The sequence below is a fragment of the Streptomyces phaeochromogenes genome (assembly GCF_001418655.1).
In the GTDB taxonomy this organism is placed as follows: domain Bacteria; phylum Actinomycetota; class Actinomycetes; order Streptomycetales; family Streptomycetaceae; genus Streptomyces; species Streptomyces phaeochromogenes.
In genome coordinates this window covers 1-16,202 of the sequence record NZ_LIQZ01000391.1, presented here as the reverse complement: position 1 = coordinate 16,202, position 16,202 = coordinate 1, and the positions used below count along the sequence as shown (strand labels likewise).

Below are 16,202 nucleotides of genomic sequence, written 5' to 3'. Positions count from 1 at the left end.
CTGCTCGGGCCCGAGCAGGAGGAGCCCGTCACCGTTCACGCGGACGCCGTGCTGCTCGCCACCGGTGGGTACGAGAAGGTGCTTCCCTTTCGCGGCTGGACGCTCCCCGGAGTGGTCACCGCGGGCGGGGCGCAGGCCATGCTCAAGGGCGGGCTCGTGCTGCCGGGGCGTACCGCCGTGGTGGCCGGGACCGGGCCGTTGCTGCTGCCCGTGGCCGTCGGGCTCGCCTCTGCCGGGGCGAGGGTCGCGGCCCTCGTGGAGTCCGCCGACCCCAGGGCCTTCGTCCGGCACGCCCGCGTACTCGCCGCCCATCCCGCGAAACTCGCCGAAGGCGCCCGGTACGCGGCCGAGTTGGCGCGTCACGGCGTCAGGGCCCAGGTCCGGAGCACGGTCGTCGCCGCTGATGGCACCCGCCGGCTCGAAGCCGTCACCGTCGCCGCCCTGGATGGTGACGGACGCGTCCGGCCCGGAACCGAGCGGCGCATCCCCTGCGACACCCTCGCCGTCGGCCACGGCATGCTCCCGCACACCGACCTCGCCGAAGCGCTCGGCTGCCGGCTCGACGGGGTCGCCGTCGCCGTGGACGACGAACAGCGCACCGACGTGCCCGGCGTCTGGGCCGCCGGCGAGGCCACGGGGATCGGCGGCGCGGAGCTCGCGGTGGCCGAGGGCAGGATCGCCGGACTGTCCATCGCGGCGCGGCTCGACTCCCGTACGCCCGACAGGAGTTCGTACGCCTCGGCCGCCAAGGCCCGTGGCGGGTTGCGGGAGTTCTTCGCCGCCGTCGACACGGTCTGTGCCCCGCCCGCCCATTGGGCCGAGCAGGTCACCGACGACACCGTCGTGTGCCGGTGTGAGGAGGTGCCCGCCTCCGCGATCCGGGAGGCCGTCGACGAGCTCGGCGCCGGGGACGTACGCACCGTGAAACTGCTGACCCGGGCCGGGATGGGCTGGTGTCAGGGACGGATGTGCGGGCCTGCCGTGGCGGGACTCGCGCGCTGTCCGGAGACACCCTCCCGACGTCCGTTCGCCCGGCCCGTGCCCCTCGGGGTGCTCGCGCGCGAGCCCGGCGAACCCTCATGACACGTCACCCTCTACCGAAACCGGATGGGACCCCTCGTGACTGACAACGACATGACTGACAACGACCTCACCGGCAACCGCCCTTGGCGCGGCATCCTCGTCGCCACCGCCCTCCCGTTGAACGACGACCTCTCCGTCAACTTCGACAAGTACGCCGAGCACTGCTCCTGGCTCGTCGAGAACGGCTGCGACGGGGTCGTGCCGAACGGCTCGCTCGGCGAGTACCAGGTGCTCAGCCCGGAGGAGCGGGCCAAGGTCGTCGAGACCGCGGTGGCCGCGATCGGCGGGCAGCGCGTGATGCCGGGCGTGGCCGCGTACGGATCCGCCGAGGCCCGCCGCTGGGCCGAGCAGGCACGCGACGCGGGCTGCGCGTCCGTGATGCTGCTGCCCCCGAACGCCTACCGCGCCGACGAGCGCTCGGTCCTCGCCCACTACGCGGAGGTCGCGAAGGCGGGCGTGCCGATCGTCGCGTACAACAACCCCATCGACACCAAGGTCGACCTCGTGCCCGAGCTGCTCGCGAAGCTGCACGGCGAGGGGTACATCCACGGGGTCAAGGAGTTCTCCGGCGACGTACGCCGTGCCTACCGCATCGCCGAACTCGCCCCGGAACTCGACCTGTTGATCGGCGCCGACGACGTGCTCCTGGAACTGGCGGTCGCGGGGGCCAAGGGCTGGGTGGCCGGCTACCCGAACGCGTTGCCCTCCGCGTCTGTCGCGTTGTACCGCGCCGCCGTCGCGGGAGACCTGGACACCGCGGGCAAGCTCTACCGTCAGCTGCACCCCTTGCTGCGCTGGGACTCGAAGACCGAGTTCGTGCAGGCCATCAAGTTGTCGATGGACATCGTGGGGCGGCACGGCGGTCCGGTACGGGCGCCGCGCGTGCCGCTCCTTCCCGAGCAGGAGCAGGCCGTGCGCGAGGCCACCGAGAGGGCCGTCGCGGCCGGGCTCGCCTGAGTCCGTCCTCACTACACCGGCGATACGCCCGTCCCACCACGCCGCCGATACACCGGTGATCGCGAACTCGCAGGAGACCTCACCCCCCAGGGAGCCCCATGCGCAGCAAACTCGTCCTGCACGCCGTCGACTCGCACACCGAGGGCATGCCGACCCGCGTGATCACCGGAGGCATCGGCACGGTCCCGGGTGCGACCATGAACGAGCGGCGGCTGTACTTCCGTGAACACCGCGACGACATCAAGCAGTTGCTGATGAACGAGCCGCGGGGTCACTCGGCCATGAGCGGTGCGATCCTCCAGCCACCGACCCGCCCCGACTGCGACTACGGGGTGATCTACATCGAGGTGTCGGGCTATCTCCCGATGTGCGGGCACGGGACCATCGGGGTCGCGACCGTCCTCGTGGAGACCGGCATGGTCGAGGTCGTCGAGCCGGTGACCACCATCCGTCTCGACACCCCGGCGGGGCTCGTCGTCGCCGAGGTGGCGGTGGAGGACGGCGCCGCCAAGGCCGTCACGCTCAGGAACGTGCCGTCCTTCTCCGTCGCCCTGGACCGCAAGATCCAGCTCGCCGACGGGCGGACCGTGACCTACGACCTGGCGTACGGCGGAAACTTCTACGCGATCCTGCCGCTCGACCAGTTCGGGCTGCCCTTCGACCGGGCCCGCAAGGACGACATCCTCGCGGCCGGGCTCTCGCTGATGGACGCCATCAACGCCGAGGGGGAGCCCGTCCACCCCGAGGATCCGTCCATCCGGGGCTGTCACCATGTGCAGCTCACCGCCCCGGGATCGACGGCACGGCACTCGCGGCACGCGATGGCCATCCACCCCGGCTGGTTCGACCGCTCACCCTGCGGTACGGGCACCTCCGCGCGCATGGCGCAGCTGCACGCCCGCGGCGAACTCCCCCTGAACACCGAGTTCTTGAACGAGTCATTCATCGGCACCCACTTCACCGGCCGGCTCCTCGACACCACCGAGGTCGCCGGGATCCCGGCCGTCCTGCCAAGCTTCACCGGGCGGGCCTGGGTGACCGGCACGGCCCAGTATCTGCTCGACCCCACCGACCCGTTCCCGGCGGGCTTCGTCCTCTGAGGCCCACGACCACGACAAGGAAATCCCCGATGCCCGCCCAGCGCGCCAGCGCCCCCGCCCTGCCCTCGCTGGGCGGCAAGAAGCCCAGCTACCGCGAGCGAGTCGCGGACGCGCTGCGGGCCGCCCTCATCGCGGGGGAACTGCGTCCGGGCGAGGTGTACTCCGCGCCGGCCCTCGCCGCCCGCTTCGGTGTCTCGGCCACGCCCGTCCGCGAGGCCATGCTCGACCTCGCCAAGGAGGGGCTGGTCGACACCGTGCCGAACAAGGGCTTCCGGGTCACCGCCGTCTCCGAGAAGCAGCTCGACGAGTACACGCACATCCGCTCGCTCATCGAGATCCCCACGACCGTCTCGCTCGCCGCCACCGCCGACCCCGTCGCCCTGGAGGCGCTGCGCCCGGCCGCCCAGGAGAGCGTCACGGCGGCTGCGACCGGTGACCTCATCGCGCACGTCGAGGCGGACATGCGCTTCCACCTCGGCCTCCTCGCCCTCGCGGGCAACGATCACCTGGTCGAGGTGGTCCGCGACCTCCGCAAGCGCTCCCGCCTCTACGGCCTGCACGCGCTGGTGAAGGCGGGCCGCCTGGAGGCCTCCGCCGCCGAGCACCTGGACATCCTCGACGCGCTCATCGCCCGCGACGAGGAGGCGGTACGGGCCGTCATGACCCGCCACCTCGGACACGTACGGGGGTTGTGGGCGGCCGAGTGACCTCGGCGGCGACACGCTGCCGGGCAACCCGCCTCGTCCGTACCTCCATGCTCTCCTGAGTGCGCCCCGGCAGCCGCGAGAAGGACGCACGTTGAGCAAGCGCATCGGCAGGTCTCCGCTCCTCCACAGATCCCTGGTGGCTGCCATCGCCGTTGCGGCGCTGGCCGTCCAAGCCCCAGGGGCCTCCGCCGCGGTCGCATCCCCTGAGACCGAGGCCACCGCCGAGGCCCCCAACCACGATCTGCTGAGCGAGAGGGGCGAGCGGACCCAGCGCGCCCGGGCCCTGGCCGTCGCCAAGGTCGCCGCCGGGCAGGCGACGCCCGAGACCCGCGGCTCCTCGCAGCGCATCGAGTACCGTGCGGGCTCGTACGCGGAGACGGCCCGCACCGCGGACCGGATCTTCGTGCTGCCGGTGGAGTTCAGCGACTACACGCACAACCGGATCCCCGAGCCCGACCGCGCCACCGACAACGCCACGGTGTGGACCCGGGACTACAGCCGGGCCTACTACCAGCGGCAGATCTTCGGCACGGCGGACCAGGCCGCGGGCGACACCCTCAGGTCGTACTTCCAGCGCCAGTCCAGCGGCGTCTACTCGATCACCGGCACCGTCCAGGACTGGACCCGCGTCGACCGCCCCCTCGCGCACTACGGCACCGACACCTGCCGGAAGAACGGCGTCGCCATCTCGACGTACTACTGCAACGAGCAGCTCGTCACCGACGGTCTCGACAAGTGGTACGAGGACCAGCGCGCGACGGGCCGGACCGCCGCCTCGCTGGCCAAATACCTTGCCACGTACGACACCTGGGACCGCAACGACCACGACCGGGACGGGATCTTCAACGAACCCGACGGCTATCTCGACCGCGTGATGGTCACGTTCGCGGGGGAGTCGCAGGCCAACGGCGGTGGCGTCAACGGCACCGATGCCATCGGCTCGCACCGCGGCTCCGTCAGCTATCTCCAGTCAGGCGCGGGCAAGTTGGGGCCCGCCAACGGAAACCGGGACGGCGGCAGCCAGGTCGGTGACTCGGGCATCTGGGTCAACGACTACACGATGACCAACGAGAACAGGGGACTTGGCACGCTGGCCCACGAGTACGGCCACGACCTGGGTCTGCCCGATCTGTACGACACCTCCGGCGGCGAGAACTCCACCGGCTTCTGGTCGGTCATGTCGCACGGCTCACTGCTCTCGAACGAGGCCGAACTCTCCGCCCATCCCGCCGACTTGGGCGCCTGGGCCAAACTGCGGCTCGGCTGGCTCGACCACGCGACGGCGAAGGCCGGCACCCCCTCGACCGTCGTTCTGAACCCGCTGTCGGTCGACTCCTCGAAGCCGGGCAAGGAAGCCCTCCTGGTGACGCTCCCCGCGGACGCGGACGGCAACGCGCGCTACTACGTCGTCGAGAACCGGCAGTACGTCGGCGAGGACACGTACCTCAAGTCCGGTCCGTTCCAGCTGGGTTGGCGCTCCACTCTGCCCAGGCTCAAGGAGCGGCTGCACTACGAGAGCGGCACGCTGATCTGGTACTGGAACACCAAGTACCGGGACAACAGGACCAAGGCCAACGGCGGCCACGGCCAGATCCTGCCCGTCGACGCACACGCCCAGCCCGCCGTGGACACCGCAGGGGCCGTGATCCGGAGTCGCCTCCAGACGTACGACGCTCCCTTCGGCCGCCGGCCCACCCTTCCGCTCACCTTCCACCAGAACGGCGTGGAGACGACGATCCCGTCCAAGCCGGGCGTCCCGGTCCTCTCGGGGCCCGACGGCACCACGATCAGCGTGGACGAGGAGTACACCGACGGCCGAGTGAAGGTTTCGGTCGGTTCGTCCGGCTGACCGCCCTCCCCTGTGGGGCTCCTCCCGACTGCGATACAACTGGAGCATGGCAAAGATCCTCATCAGCGCCGACATGGAGGGCGCCACCGGGGTGACCTGGCCGGCCGACGTCCTGCCGGGCACACCGCAGTGGGAGCGGTGCCGGTCGATGTTCACCTCGGACGTGAACGCGGCCGTCCTCGGCTTCCTCGACGGCGGCGCCGACGAGGTCCTCATCAACGAGGCCCACTGGACCATGCGCAACCTGCTTCTGGAGCAGCTGGACGAACGGGCGCAGATGCTCACCGGACGGCACAAATCGCTGTCCATGGTGGAGGGCGTGCAGCACGGCGACGTCGACGGCATCGCGTTCGTCGGCTACCACGCGGGAGCGGGCATGGAGGGTGTCCTCGCGCACACCTACCTCGCCAACTCGATCACCGGCGTCTGGATCAACGACGTACGCGCCAGCGAGGGCCTGCTCAACGCGCATGTCGTCGCCGAGTACGGCGTCCCCGTCGTCCTCGTCACCGGCGACGACGTGGCCTGCGAGGACGCGCTCGGCTACGCCCCCGAGGCGCTGAAGGTCGCCGTCAAGGACCATGTCTCGCGGTACGCGGCCGTGTGCCGCACACCGGCGCGTACGGCATCGGACATCCGCGCCGCCGCCAAGGAGGCCACACGGCTCGCGGTGCGGCACGAGCCCGTGGACGGCGGCCCGTTCACCGTGGCCCTGGAGTTCGACGCCGAGCACCTCGTGATGGCGGCCACCGTCGTCCCGGGCGTCGAGCGCGTCGGGGAGCGGAAGGTCGCGTACACCAGCCCGACCATGTACGAGGGGATTCGTACCTTCAAGGCGGTCACCACGATCGTCTCGGCCGCCGTGGAGGAGACCTATGGCTGACAGCAGGAGCGCGACCGACGAGCAGCAGGCGGCCGGGGAGGGATCGGTCGACGGGCAGGCCCTCGACGAGGTCGTCCGGTTCACCTCCGATCTCATCCGGATCGACACGACCAACCGCGGCGGCGGGGACTGCCAGGAGCGGCCGGCCGCCGAGTACGCGGCGGCGCTGCTCGCCGAGGTGGGTCTGGAGCCGACGCTCCTGGAGCGCACGAAGGGGCGTGCGAACGTCGTCGCGCGCCTGGAGGGCACCGACCCGTCCGCCGACGCGCTGCTCGTCCACGGTCACCTGGACGTCGTACCGGCGCAGGCGGAGGACTGGAGCGTGCACCCGTTCTCCGGGGAGGTCCGCGACGGGGTCGTCTGGGGCCGGGGCGCGGTCGACATGAAGAACATGGACGCGATGATCCTCGCGGTCGTACGGCAGTGGGCCCGCGCGGGCGTGCGCCCCCGGCGTGACCTCGTGATCGCCTTCACCGCGGACGAGGAGGCGAGCGCCGAGGACGGCTCGGGCTTCCTCGCCGACGAGCACCCGGGGCTCTTCGAAGGGTGCACCGAGGGCATCAGCGAGTCCGGCGCCTTCACCTTCCACGACGGCTCCGGCCGAGAGCTGTATCCCGTCGCGGCGGGCGAGCGCGGCACCGGCTGGCTGAAGCTCACCGCACGCGGCCGGGCCGGCCACGGCTCCAAGGTGAACCGGGAGAACTCGGTGACCAGGCTCGCCGCCGCGATCGCGCGGATCGGCGCCCACGAGTGGCCCGTACGGATCACCCCGACGGTCCGCGCCGCGCTCACCGAGATGGCCGCGGTGTACGGCATCGAGCCCGACTTCGACGACGTGGACGCTCTGCTGCACAAGCTCGGCCCTGCCGCCTCGCTCGTCGAGTCCACCGTGCGCAACAGCGCCAACCCGACCATGCTGAACGCCGGTTACAAGGTCAACGTCATTCCGGGGGAGGCCGTCGCCCACGTGGACGGACGCTATCTGCCCGGCACCGAGGACGAGTTCCGCGCGACCCTTGACCGGCTCACCGGTCCGGACGTGGAGTGGGAGTTCCACCACCGTGAGGTGGCCCTGCAGGCACCGGTGGACTCGACGACGTACGCCAACATGCGTGCGGCCGTGGAGGAGTTCGCGCCCGAGGGGCATGTCGTGCCGTACTGCATGTCGGGCGGCACGGACGCCAAGCAGTTCTCGCGCCTCGGCATCACCGGATACGGATTCGCGCCGCTGAAGCTCCCGCCGGGCTTCGACTACCAGGCCCTCTTCCACGGGGTCGACGAACGTGTGCCCGTCGAGGCGCTGCATTTCGGTGTCCGGGTACTCGACCGCTTTCTGCGCACGGCCTAGGGAAAAAATGGGGGACATCGTGCAGACCCTGGCCTACGGTTCCTGGCCCTCGCCCATCGACGCGTCGCTCGCCGCCGCGCACGACGGACACCCCGACTTCGTCGGCTTCGTCGGCGACGAGGTCTGGTGGACCGAACCCCGGCCCACCGAGGCCGGCCGCCGCACCCTGGTGCGCCGCCGCGCCGACGGCACCGAGGAATCGGTCCTGCCCGCCCCGTGGAACGTGCGTAGCCGCGTCATGGAGTACGGCGGACACCCCTGGGCCGGGGCGGTCGGCGACGACGGTCCGCTGGTGGTCTTCGTCAACTTCGCCGACCAGCGGCTGTACGCGTACGAGCCCGCCGGCCCCGACAAGGAGCCGCGCCCCCTGACCCCCGTGTCGCCGGTGGGCGGCGGACTGCGGTGGGTGGACGCGCAGATGCATCTCGAACTCGGCGAAGTCTGGTGCGTACTGGAGGAGTTCACCGGCGACGGGCCGACCGACGTGCGCCGGGTCGTCGCCGCGGTGCCGCTGGACGGGTCGGCCGCGCGGAACAGGGACGCGGTACGTGAACTCACCGACGGGCAGCACCGGTTCGTCACCGGGCCGCGCATCTCGCCCGACGGGCGGCGCGCGGTCTGGCTGGGCTGGGACCACCCGCGGATGCCGTGGGACGGGACCGAACTGATGGTGGCCGACGTCGGCCCCGACGGCACGCTGCGGGGGACCCGGAAGGCCGCCGGAGGCCCGGACGAGGCGATCGCCCAGGCCGACTGGTGCGCCGACGGCTCCCTGCTGTACGCGAGCGACCGCTCCGGCTGGTGGAACCTCTACCGCGACGGCGAGGCGATCTGCACGCGCGAGGAGGAGTTCGCCGGGCCGCTCTGGACGGTCGGCCGGCGCTGGTTCGCGCCGCTGGACAGCGGACTGATCGCCGTCGTGCACGGCCGGGGCGCCACCGCGCTCGGCATCCTCGACCCGGAGACCGGTGAGGTCGTCGACGCGGCCGGGCCCTGGACCGAGTACGCGGCCACGCTCGCCGCCGACGGCAGCCGGGTCGCCGCCGTCGCGGCCAGCCCGCGCAGCGCCTACGAGGTCGTCGAACTGGACGCCCGCACCGGCCGGGCGCGGGTCATCGGCGCTCCGCACGACGACCCGGTGGACCCCGCCTACTACCCGGAACCCCAGATCCGCACGTTCAGCGGGCCCGCCGGGCGGGAGATCCACGCGCACATCTACCCGCCGCACCACCCCGGCCATGTCGCCCCCGGCGACGAACTCCCGCCGTACGTCGTGTGGGCGCACGGCGGTCCCACCGGCCGCGCCCCGCTCGTCCTCGACCTGCAGATCGCGTACTTCACCTCGCGCGGCATCGGGGTCGCCGAGGTCAACTACGGCGGATCCACCGGGTACGGCCGCGAGTACCGCAACCGGCTGCGCGAGCAGTGGGGTGTCGTGGACGTCGAGGACTGCGCGGCCGTCGCGCTCGCCCTCGCCGAGGAGGGCACCGCCGACCGCGACCGGCTCGCCGTCCGCGGCGGCAGCGCGGGCGGCTGGACCACGGCCGCGTCCCTGGTGAGCACCGACGTGTACGCCTGCGGGACGATCATCTACCCCATCCTCGACCTGGCGGGCTGGGGCACGGGCGAGACCCACGACTTCGAGTCCCAGTACCTGGAGACCCTGGTCGGACCGCTCGCCGAGGTCCCCGGCCGGTACGCCGAGCGCTCGCCCACCGAGCACGCCGACCGCGTCACCGTGCCCTTCCTGCTCCTCCAGGGCCTCGACGACGTCATCTGCCCGCCCGCGCAGTGCGAGCGGTTCCTGGCCAGGATGGAGGAGCGGGCACGGCCGCTGCCGCACGCCTACATCGCCTTCGAGGGCGAGGGCCACGGCTTCCGGCGGGCCGACACGATGGTGCGGGCCCTGGAGGCCGAACTCTCCCTGTACGCCCAGGTGTTCGGCCTGAACCCGCCAGGCGTCCCCACCCTGGAGCTCGCCAAGTGAAGGCGCTCGTTCGGCCCCGGCGGCTGGCTCCCGGAGCCCGAGTCGCCGTCGTCGCGCCGAGCGGTCCCGTGCCCGAGGAACGGCTGCAGGCGGGCCTCGACATCCTGCGCGGCTGGGACCTGGAACCGGTCGTGGCACCTCATGTGCTCGACCGGCACGGCACGTTCGACTACCTGGCGGGCACCGACGCCGACCGGGCCGCCGACCTCCAGTCCGCCTGGTGCGACCCGAGTGTGGACGCCGTGCTGTGCGCCCGCGGCGGGTACGGCGTGCAGCGCATGGCCGAACTGCTCGACTGGGACGCGCTGCGGGCCGCGGGCCCCAAGGTGTTCCTCGGCTTCAGCGACATCACGGCCCTGCACGAGGCCTTCGCGACCCGGCTGGGGCTCGTGACACTGCACGGACCGATGGCCGCGGGCATCGACTTCATCAAGAACGCCCGCGCCCAGGAGCATCTGCGGGCGACGCTCTTCGAACCGGAGTCGGTGCGGACCCTCACCTCGTCCGGGCAGGCGCTGGTGCCGGGGCGGGCCAGGGGCGTCCTCCTCGGCGGCTGCCTCAGCCTGCTCGCCGCCGACCTCGGCACACCCCACGCCCGGCCCTCGGCGCGCGGCGGCCTCCTGTGCCTGGAGGACGTGAACGAGGAGACCTACCGTTTGGACCGCTACCTGACCCACCTCCTGCGCGCAGGCTGGCTCGACGGCGTCACCGGGATCCTGCTCGGCTCCTGGGAGCGGTGCGACCCGTACGAGCGGATCCGGGCCCTCTTCCTCGACCGGCTCGGCGGGCTCGGGGTGCCGATCGCCGAGGAGTTCGGCTTCGGACACTGCGAGGGGGCGCTGACGGTTCCCTTCGGGGTGCCGGGGGAGCTGGACGCCGAGGCGGGGACGCTGACACTGGACGTGCCCGCGCTGGCCTGACGCCTGCGACGGCCGTGAGAGTGGTGACGGCCATGAGGGTCGCGAGGGCCATGACGGTCTGGCGGTCTGGCGTCGAGTCACCCCTGTGGCCCCCCGCCTCACCCGGAGGAACCTCTCACCGCGCGTGACCCCCGCTCCCCGCCCATCCTGGGCGCATGAGCCCGAAGACCTCGGAGAGCAGCGGTGGCGGCGGCAAGGCAGGCGGCGGGAACCTGATGACGCCCGGGCGGGTGTCCGTCATCGCGCTGGCCGTGCTCGCGCTGATCTTCATCTTCGAGAACACCCGCGCCACCAAGATCCGCCTGCTGATCCCCGAGGTCACCATGCCCCTGTGGATGGCACTCCTCGGCACGACCGTGATCGGCGCGCTGTGCGGGGCGTATTTCATGAAGCGCCGAAGCTGACCGGCCGCGTACCGTTGCGGGATGCATGGCGTTACCGAATACCTCGCCGAAGGCTCCCGCGTGGGCATACGTCACTACACCCACGAGGACGGCGCCGAGTTCGTCGCCCGGGCGCGCGAGAGCAAGGCGCTGCACCAGCCCTGGCTGTTCCCGCCGGCCAATGCCGCCGCGTACACCTCGTACGCGCGACGGCTGATCGAGGATCCGACGAAGGCCGGGTTCCTCGTCTGTGAGCGGGACGGCGGGGGGATCGCCGGGTTCATCAACATCAACAACATCGTGGAGGGCGCCTTCCAGTGCGGGGCGCTCGGCTACGGGGCCTTCGCGCACGCGGCCGGGCGCGGACTGATGGGGGAGGGGCTCGACCTGGTGGTGCGGTACGCGTTCGGCGGGCTCGGACTGCACCGGCTGGAGATCAACGTCCAGCCGGACAACGCCGCCTCGATCGCGCTGGCCCGCCGCTGCGGCTTCCGCCTGGAGGGCTTCTCGCCGGACTTCCTCTTCATCGACGGGGCCTGGCGGGACCACGAACGCTGGGCCATCACCGCCGATATGATTCGAACATGAGTCCTATGAGGAATCTCGTCGTCCTGGACGCCCCGTCGAACCTCGGCCTTCGGCCACCGGCCCCGGGCACCGTCCCCGGCTGCTACAAGCTCGCCGGGGCCCTGCGCGAGCAGCGGATCGTGCAGCGGCTGCACGCCCTGGAGGGCGGGGTGGTCGTACCGCCGCGCTACGACCGGGGCGACTGGCAGGAGGGCGACGGCGTCTTCAACGCCGCCGCGATCGCCACCTACACGCGCACGCTCGCCGACCGCGTCGAAGGGCACGTACGGGCCGGGGAACTGCCCGTCGTCCTCGGCGGCGACTGCTCCATCCAGCTCGGCGCCTCGCTCGCGCTGCGGCGGATCGGCCGGTACGGGCTCGTGGCGGTGGACGCCTCCCACGACTTCCGGCACCCGGGCAACTCCGAACGGGTCGGCGCGGCGGGCGGCGAGGAGGTGGCCCTGGCGACCGGGCGCGGCCAGGACGACCTGACGGACCTGGAGGGGCTGAAGCCCTATCTGCGCGACGAGGACGTGCGGTTCTTCGGAATCCGGGACGAGTTCGAGGAGGACCGCGCCGAACTCGCCGCGCTGAAGATCCCCACGGTGACCGTCGGCGACGTGCGCGAGTGGGGCGCCGACGCCCTGGCCCGGGCCACCGCCCAGGCCTTCGACGTGCCGGAACTGGACGGCTTCTGGGTGCACCTCGACGCCGATGTGCTCGACCCGACCGTGATGCCCGCCGTCGACAGCCCCGACCCCGGCGGACTGCTGCCCGACGAACTGACCGCGCTGCTGCGGCCGTTGGTGAACTCCCCGCACTGCGCCGGCTTCAACGTCACCATCTACGACCCCGACCTGGACCCGGACGGGACCGCCGGCGCCCTGCTCGCCGACATCGTCGTCGCGGCCTTTGCGCAATCCTGACCGGGAGTGCCCCTGGTCGGCTCGCCGTCCACGCTGTTCCATGGTCGACGTGACGACCATCCGACGTGACGTACTGACGCTGCCGGTCGCGGAGTTGGGCCCCAGCAACCCACTCCCTCCGCTGTGTCCGCTCGACGAGACGCACCACGTGGACGAGCGGGAACGCGAGGGCCTGCCACGCGACATGGCCCGCCAGATCGGCTACGAGCCGCTGCGCAGCCTCCTGCCCGAACGTGTCCGCGACGGGTACGGGAGAACGCGGGAGCCCCGCGAGGTCGAGGCGCTCGTCATCGAGAACGACCGGCTGCGCGCGACCGTGCTGCCCGGCTACGGCGGCCGTGTCGTGTCCCTCTTCCACAAGCCGTCCGACCGTGAACTCCTCTACCGCAACCCGGTGTTGCAGCCCGCCGACTTCGCGCTCAACGGCGCCTGGTTCTCCGGTGGCATCGAATGGAACATCGGTGCCACCGGCCACTCGACCCTCGCCTGCGCACCCCTGCACGCGGCCCGCGTCACCGCGCCCGACGGCGGCGAGATGCTGCGCCTTTGGGAGTGGGAACGGCTGCGCGACCTGCCGTTCCAGGTCGACCTGTGGCTGCCCGAGGACTCCGACTTCCTGTGCGTCGGCGTACGCGTCCGCAATCCGCACGAGAAGGCCGCGCCGCTGTACTGGTGGTCCAACACCGCCGTCCCCGAGGAGCGCAGGGTGCTCGCGCCCGCCGAGGAGGCCTGGCACTTCGGCTACGAGCGCCGGCTGCGCCGGGTGCCGGTTCCGGAGTGCGAGGGCGCCGACCGGACGTATCCGCTGCGCGGCGCGTACCCGGCCGACTACTTCTACGAGGTGCCCGACGGACAGCGGCGCTGGATCGCCGCCCTGGACGACACGGGACAGGGGCTCGTGCAGACGTCCACCGACGTGCTCCGCGGACGCAAGCTGTTCGTGTGGGGGTCCGGTACCGGCGGGCGGCGTTGGCAGGAGTGGCTCACCGAGCCCGGCACCGGCGGCTACTGCGAGATCCAGGCCGGGCTCGCCCGCACCCAGTTGGAGCACCTCCGCCTCGACGCCGAGAGCGAGGTGGCGTGGCTGGAGGCGTACGGGCCGCTGACGGCCGACGCGGAGACCGTGCACGGCACCGACTGGGCCGCGGCCCGCTCCGGAGTCGAGGAACGGCTCCAACAGGCCCTGCCGCGTGGGGAGTTCGAGACAGCGTACGAGAACTGGCGGGCGTCCGCCGACACCGAACCCGGTGAGGTGCTGGCCGTCGGATCCGGCTGGGGCGCGCTCGAAGTCCTGCGCGGCGACCTCAAGTTGCCCGGCACACCCTTCGAGGGGGACACGCTCGGGGACGCGCAGGCGCCCTGGATCGAGCTGCTCCGGTCCGGGGCCTTCCCGGAGCCGCGCCGGGTGGGACCGCCCGGCGAGACGCTCGTCGCCCGGCACTGGCGGGACATGCTGGAGACGGCACCCGCGAAGCCGCTCACCGAGTACCACCTGGGCGTCGCCCAGTGGCACGCCGACGACCGCGCACAGGCCGTGCGCAGCTGGGAGCGGGCACTCGAACTCGCCCCGTCCCTCTGGCCGTTGCTGCGCTGCCTCGCCGTCGCCGACCTGGACGCGGGCAACCGGGAACGGGCCGCCGACCGGTACACGGAGGCCTTCGACGACCTGTGCCGGGAGCGGCGCGACGACGGGGAGGCATGGACGGCCGCCACGGCCGCGCTCGGGCGGGAGGCGATCGCCGCGCTCCTCGCGGCGCGGCGGACGGCGGACGCGCGCGCCGTGTGGGAGCGGCTGCGCCCGGCGACCCGCGAACGCGGCCGGTTCCGGCTGATCGAGGCGGAGTTGCTGCTGGCCGAGGGCGACAGGGACGCGGCACGCGCCGTCTTCGACGCGGGCTTCGAGGTGGCCGACCTGCGTGAGGGCGCCGAGGCGATCGGCGTGGCGTGGTCCCGCATCGCCGACGAACCCCTGCCGGAGCGCTACGACTTCCGGATGAGGCCGCCCGGCACCGACGGCGGGGGGTGACTTGGGCGTGGGCGCCGGGCGGCCTACTCGGCCGCGCGGCGGTCCACGTACTCGTACACGTAGCCGTCCGGGTGCATCGCGATCAGGTTGCGGCCACCCGGTGTCGCCACCGGGCCCGCCACGACGTGGGCGCCCGAGTCGGTGAGCACCCGGTGGGCTTCGTCGACGTCCGTCACCGCGATGGTCGCCGAGACCTTGCGGAGCACCTCCAACTCCGACTCCGGCCCGCTCATCAACAAGAAGCAGCCGACGGCGGCGACGGAGACCCCGCCGCGCTCGAAGCGGAGCGCCGGTCCGCCCGCCAGCTTCTCGTAGAAGGGGACCGCAGTCTCCAGGTCGTCGACGCAGATACGCAGCGTGGCTCCCAGAATGTCCATGCGGACGAGCCTAGTTGGGGCCGGCCGGGAACGAGATCGTTTCGTACGGATCCCGGGACGCACCGGGACCCGGCCGGGTCCCTGTCGGGCGAACGGAGCCGGAGGCGCCCGGCGTTACGGGCGAAGGGGCGCGGGTACCCGGCCGCCATGGACCGCATCGAACACATGGAACATCTGGACAAACACCTGGTCGACGAACTGGCCCAGGTGGCCCGCGACGCCGTACGCGAGGAACTGCGGGAGCAGACCCTCAAGCAGCGCCGTACGGCCTCGCTGTACGCAGCGTCCGGCGCCGTCGCCCTGTACGCGGGCGCGGCCCTCGCGCTGACCGTGGGCCTCGTCCTGGCGCTCGGGCTGCCCGACTGGGTGGCCGCGCTGATCACCGCCGTCCTGCTCGGAGCCGGGGCCTACGCGCTGCGCAACGCGGCGCGGCCGACGGCACCCAAGCCCGCGCCGACGCAGGCCGCCGAGGGACACACCGCTGCCGAGGAACGGACCGCAGCGGGACAGACGGCCGCGGCACGGGCCGCCGAGGAGCAGAGCGCGAGGGTCGCCGGCAGCACGGCTCCCGGCACGCCGCCCGGCGGGCTCGCCGGGCCCTCCGCCCCGCCCGTTCCGCCTGTCGCCCCCGGCGGTGTGAGCGCGGCGCCCGGACCCTCCGGTGCGGGCACGCCCCCGGTACCGGGCGCGACGGATCCCGAGGGGCCGCATCACCCGGCCCGGTGAACCCACGGAGGCGTACCGAACCGGTGCGCCTCCGTCGCGTGGGATGCGGTGACGGGCCACGCCCCGGACAATCGGGGAGGAGACACCGTCCGCGGACCCGCATGGCCGGAACCGAGCCTGAAGGACCCCCACGAGCCCCGATGGTTCCGGCGGTTTTCCGGTGTCCCCGGCGCCCGGAGCGCAACGCCGCCGTGCGGGGCACCTCGACGTTTGGGCGTCCCGGCCGGGGGGACGCGGAAGGCCCCGAAGGACGACTCCGCCGGAGGCGCCCCATGAGCCGACCTCGTGTCGTGATCGTCGGAGCAGGATTCGCCGGGCACCAGACGGCGCCCACCCTCTCCCGCCCGGCGAATCCTGCTCCGA

15 protein-coding genes are annotated in these 16,202 nt (G+C 72.4%); 14 read left to right on the top strand and 1 reads right to left on the bottom strand.

Features of this window, described 5'->3' with window-relative positions:
- From AOK17_RS39660 to AOK17_RS39600, 13 genes are all read left to right on the top strand, one after another.
- Window positions 1-1,083: FAD/NAD(P)-dependent oxidoreductase (locus AOK17_RS39660; protein ID WP_055617474.1), on the top strand; the 1,083-nt coding region annotated here is incomplete at its 5' end.
- 51 nt (window positions 1,084-1,134) lie between these two features.
- The gene (locus tag AOK17_RS39655; RefSeq protein WP_055617476.1) at window positions 1,135-2,040 is read left to right on the top strand and encodes a dihydrodipicolinate synthase family protein; all 906 of its coding nucleotides are present in this window, start codon (window positions 1,135-1,137) and stop codon (window positions 2,038-2,040) included.
- A gap of 98 nt (window positions 2,041-2,138) precedes the next feature.
- On the top strand, window positions 2,139-3,140 hold the full coding sequence (locus AOK17_RS39650) for a proline racemase family protein (protein ID WP_055617473.1): 1,002 nt from the start codon (window positions 2,139-2,141) through the stop codon (window positions 3,138-3,140).
- A gap of 29 nt (window positions 3,141-3,169) precedes the next feature.
- Window positions 3,170-3,847: a GntR family transcriptional regulator gene (locus tag AOK17_RS39645; protein ID WP_055617472.1), complete on the top strand. Its 678-nt coding sequence runs from the start codon at window positions 3,170-3,172 to the stop codon at window positions 3,845-3,847.
- 91 nt (window positions 3,848-3,938) lie between these two features.
- Entirely contained in the window at window positions 3,939-5,696 is a 1,758-nt protein-coding gene (locus AOK17_RS39640; protein ID WP_055617471.1) for an immune inhibitor A domain-containing protein, read from the top strand.
- Between the two features lie 46 nt (window positions 5,697-5,742).
- Window positions 5,743-6,579: a M55 family metallopeptidase gene (locus tag AOK17_RS39635; RefSeq protein WP_055617470.1), complete on the top strand. Its 837-nt coding sequence runs from the start codon at window positions 5,743-5,745 to the stop codon at window positions 6,577-6,579.
- Window positions 6,572-7,927 (top strand): M20/M25/M40 family metallo-hydrolase, encoded by a 1,356-nt coding sequence (locus AOK17_RS39630; RefSeq protein ID WP_055617469.1) that lies wholly within the window; start codon window positions 6,572-6,574, stop codon window positions 7,925-7,927. Before AOK17_RS39635 ends, AOK17_RS39630 begins: the two co-directional genes overlap by 8 nt.
- Window positions 7,928-7,934: 7 nt before the next feature.
- A complete protein-coding gene (locus tag AOK17_RS39625) occupies window positions 7,935-9,914 on the top strand; it encodes a prolyl oligopeptidase family serine peptidase (RefSeq protein WP_055617468.1) in 1,980 nt (659 codons plus the stop codon).
- A complete protein-coding gene (locus AOK17_RS39620) occupies window positions 9,911-10,834 on the top strand; it encodes a S66 peptidase family protein (RefSeq protein WP_055617467.1) in 924 nt (307 codons plus the stop codon). Before AOK17_RS39625 ends, AOK17_RS39620 begins: the two co-directional genes overlap by 4 nt.
- A gap of 155 nt (window positions 10,835-10,989) precedes the next feature.
- Complete coding sequence (locus AOK17_RS39615) at window positions 10,990-11,238, top strand: LapA family protein (RefSeq protein ID WP_055617466.1); 249 nt, start codon at window positions 10,990-10,992, stop codon at window positions 11,236-11,238.
- Between the two features lie 21 nt (window positions 11,239-11,259).
- The gene (locus AOK17_RS39610; RefSeq protein WP_055617465.1) at window positions 11,260-11,805 is read left to right on the top strand and encodes a GNAT family N-acetyltransferase; all 546 of its coding nucleotides are present in this window, start codon (window positions 11,260-11,262) and stop codon (window positions 11,803-11,805) included.
- A gap of 5 nt (window positions 11,806-11,810) precedes the next feature.
- Window positions 11,811-12,710, top strand: a complete 900-nt coding sequence (locus tag AOK17_RS39605) for an arginase family protein (protein ID WP_055617464.1) — start codon at window positions 11,811-11,813, stop codon at window positions 12,708-12,710.
- A 40-nt stretch (window positions 12,711-12,750) separates the two neighbouring features.
- On the top strand, window positions 12,751-14,736 hold the full coding sequence (locus AOK17_RS39600) for a DUF5107 domain-containing protein (protein ID WP_206190912.1): 1,986 nt from the start codon (window positions 12,751-12,753) through the stop codon (window positions 14,734-14,736).
- 23 nt (window positions 14,737-14,759) lie between these two features.
- On the opposite strand, the gene AOK17_RS39595 is transcribed toward AOK17_RS39600, so the two are convergent.
- The gene (locus AOK17_RS39595; RefSeq protein ID WP_055617463.1) at window positions 14,760-15,113 is read right to left on the bottom strand and encodes a VOC family protein; all 354 of its coding nucleotides are present in this window, start codon (window positions 15,111-15,113) and stop codon (window positions 14,760-14,762) included.
- 147 nt (window positions 15,114-15,260) lie between these two features.
- Between AOK17_RS39595 and AOK17_RS39590 the strand changes: the two genes are divergently transcribed.
- Window positions 15,261-15,839, top strand: a complete 579-nt coding sequence (locus tag AOK17_RS39590; protein ID WP_055617462.1) for a phage holin family protein — start codon at window positions 15,261-15,263, stop codon at window positions 15,837-15,839.
- The last annotated feature ends 363 nt before the right edge of the window (window positions 15,840-16,202 follow it).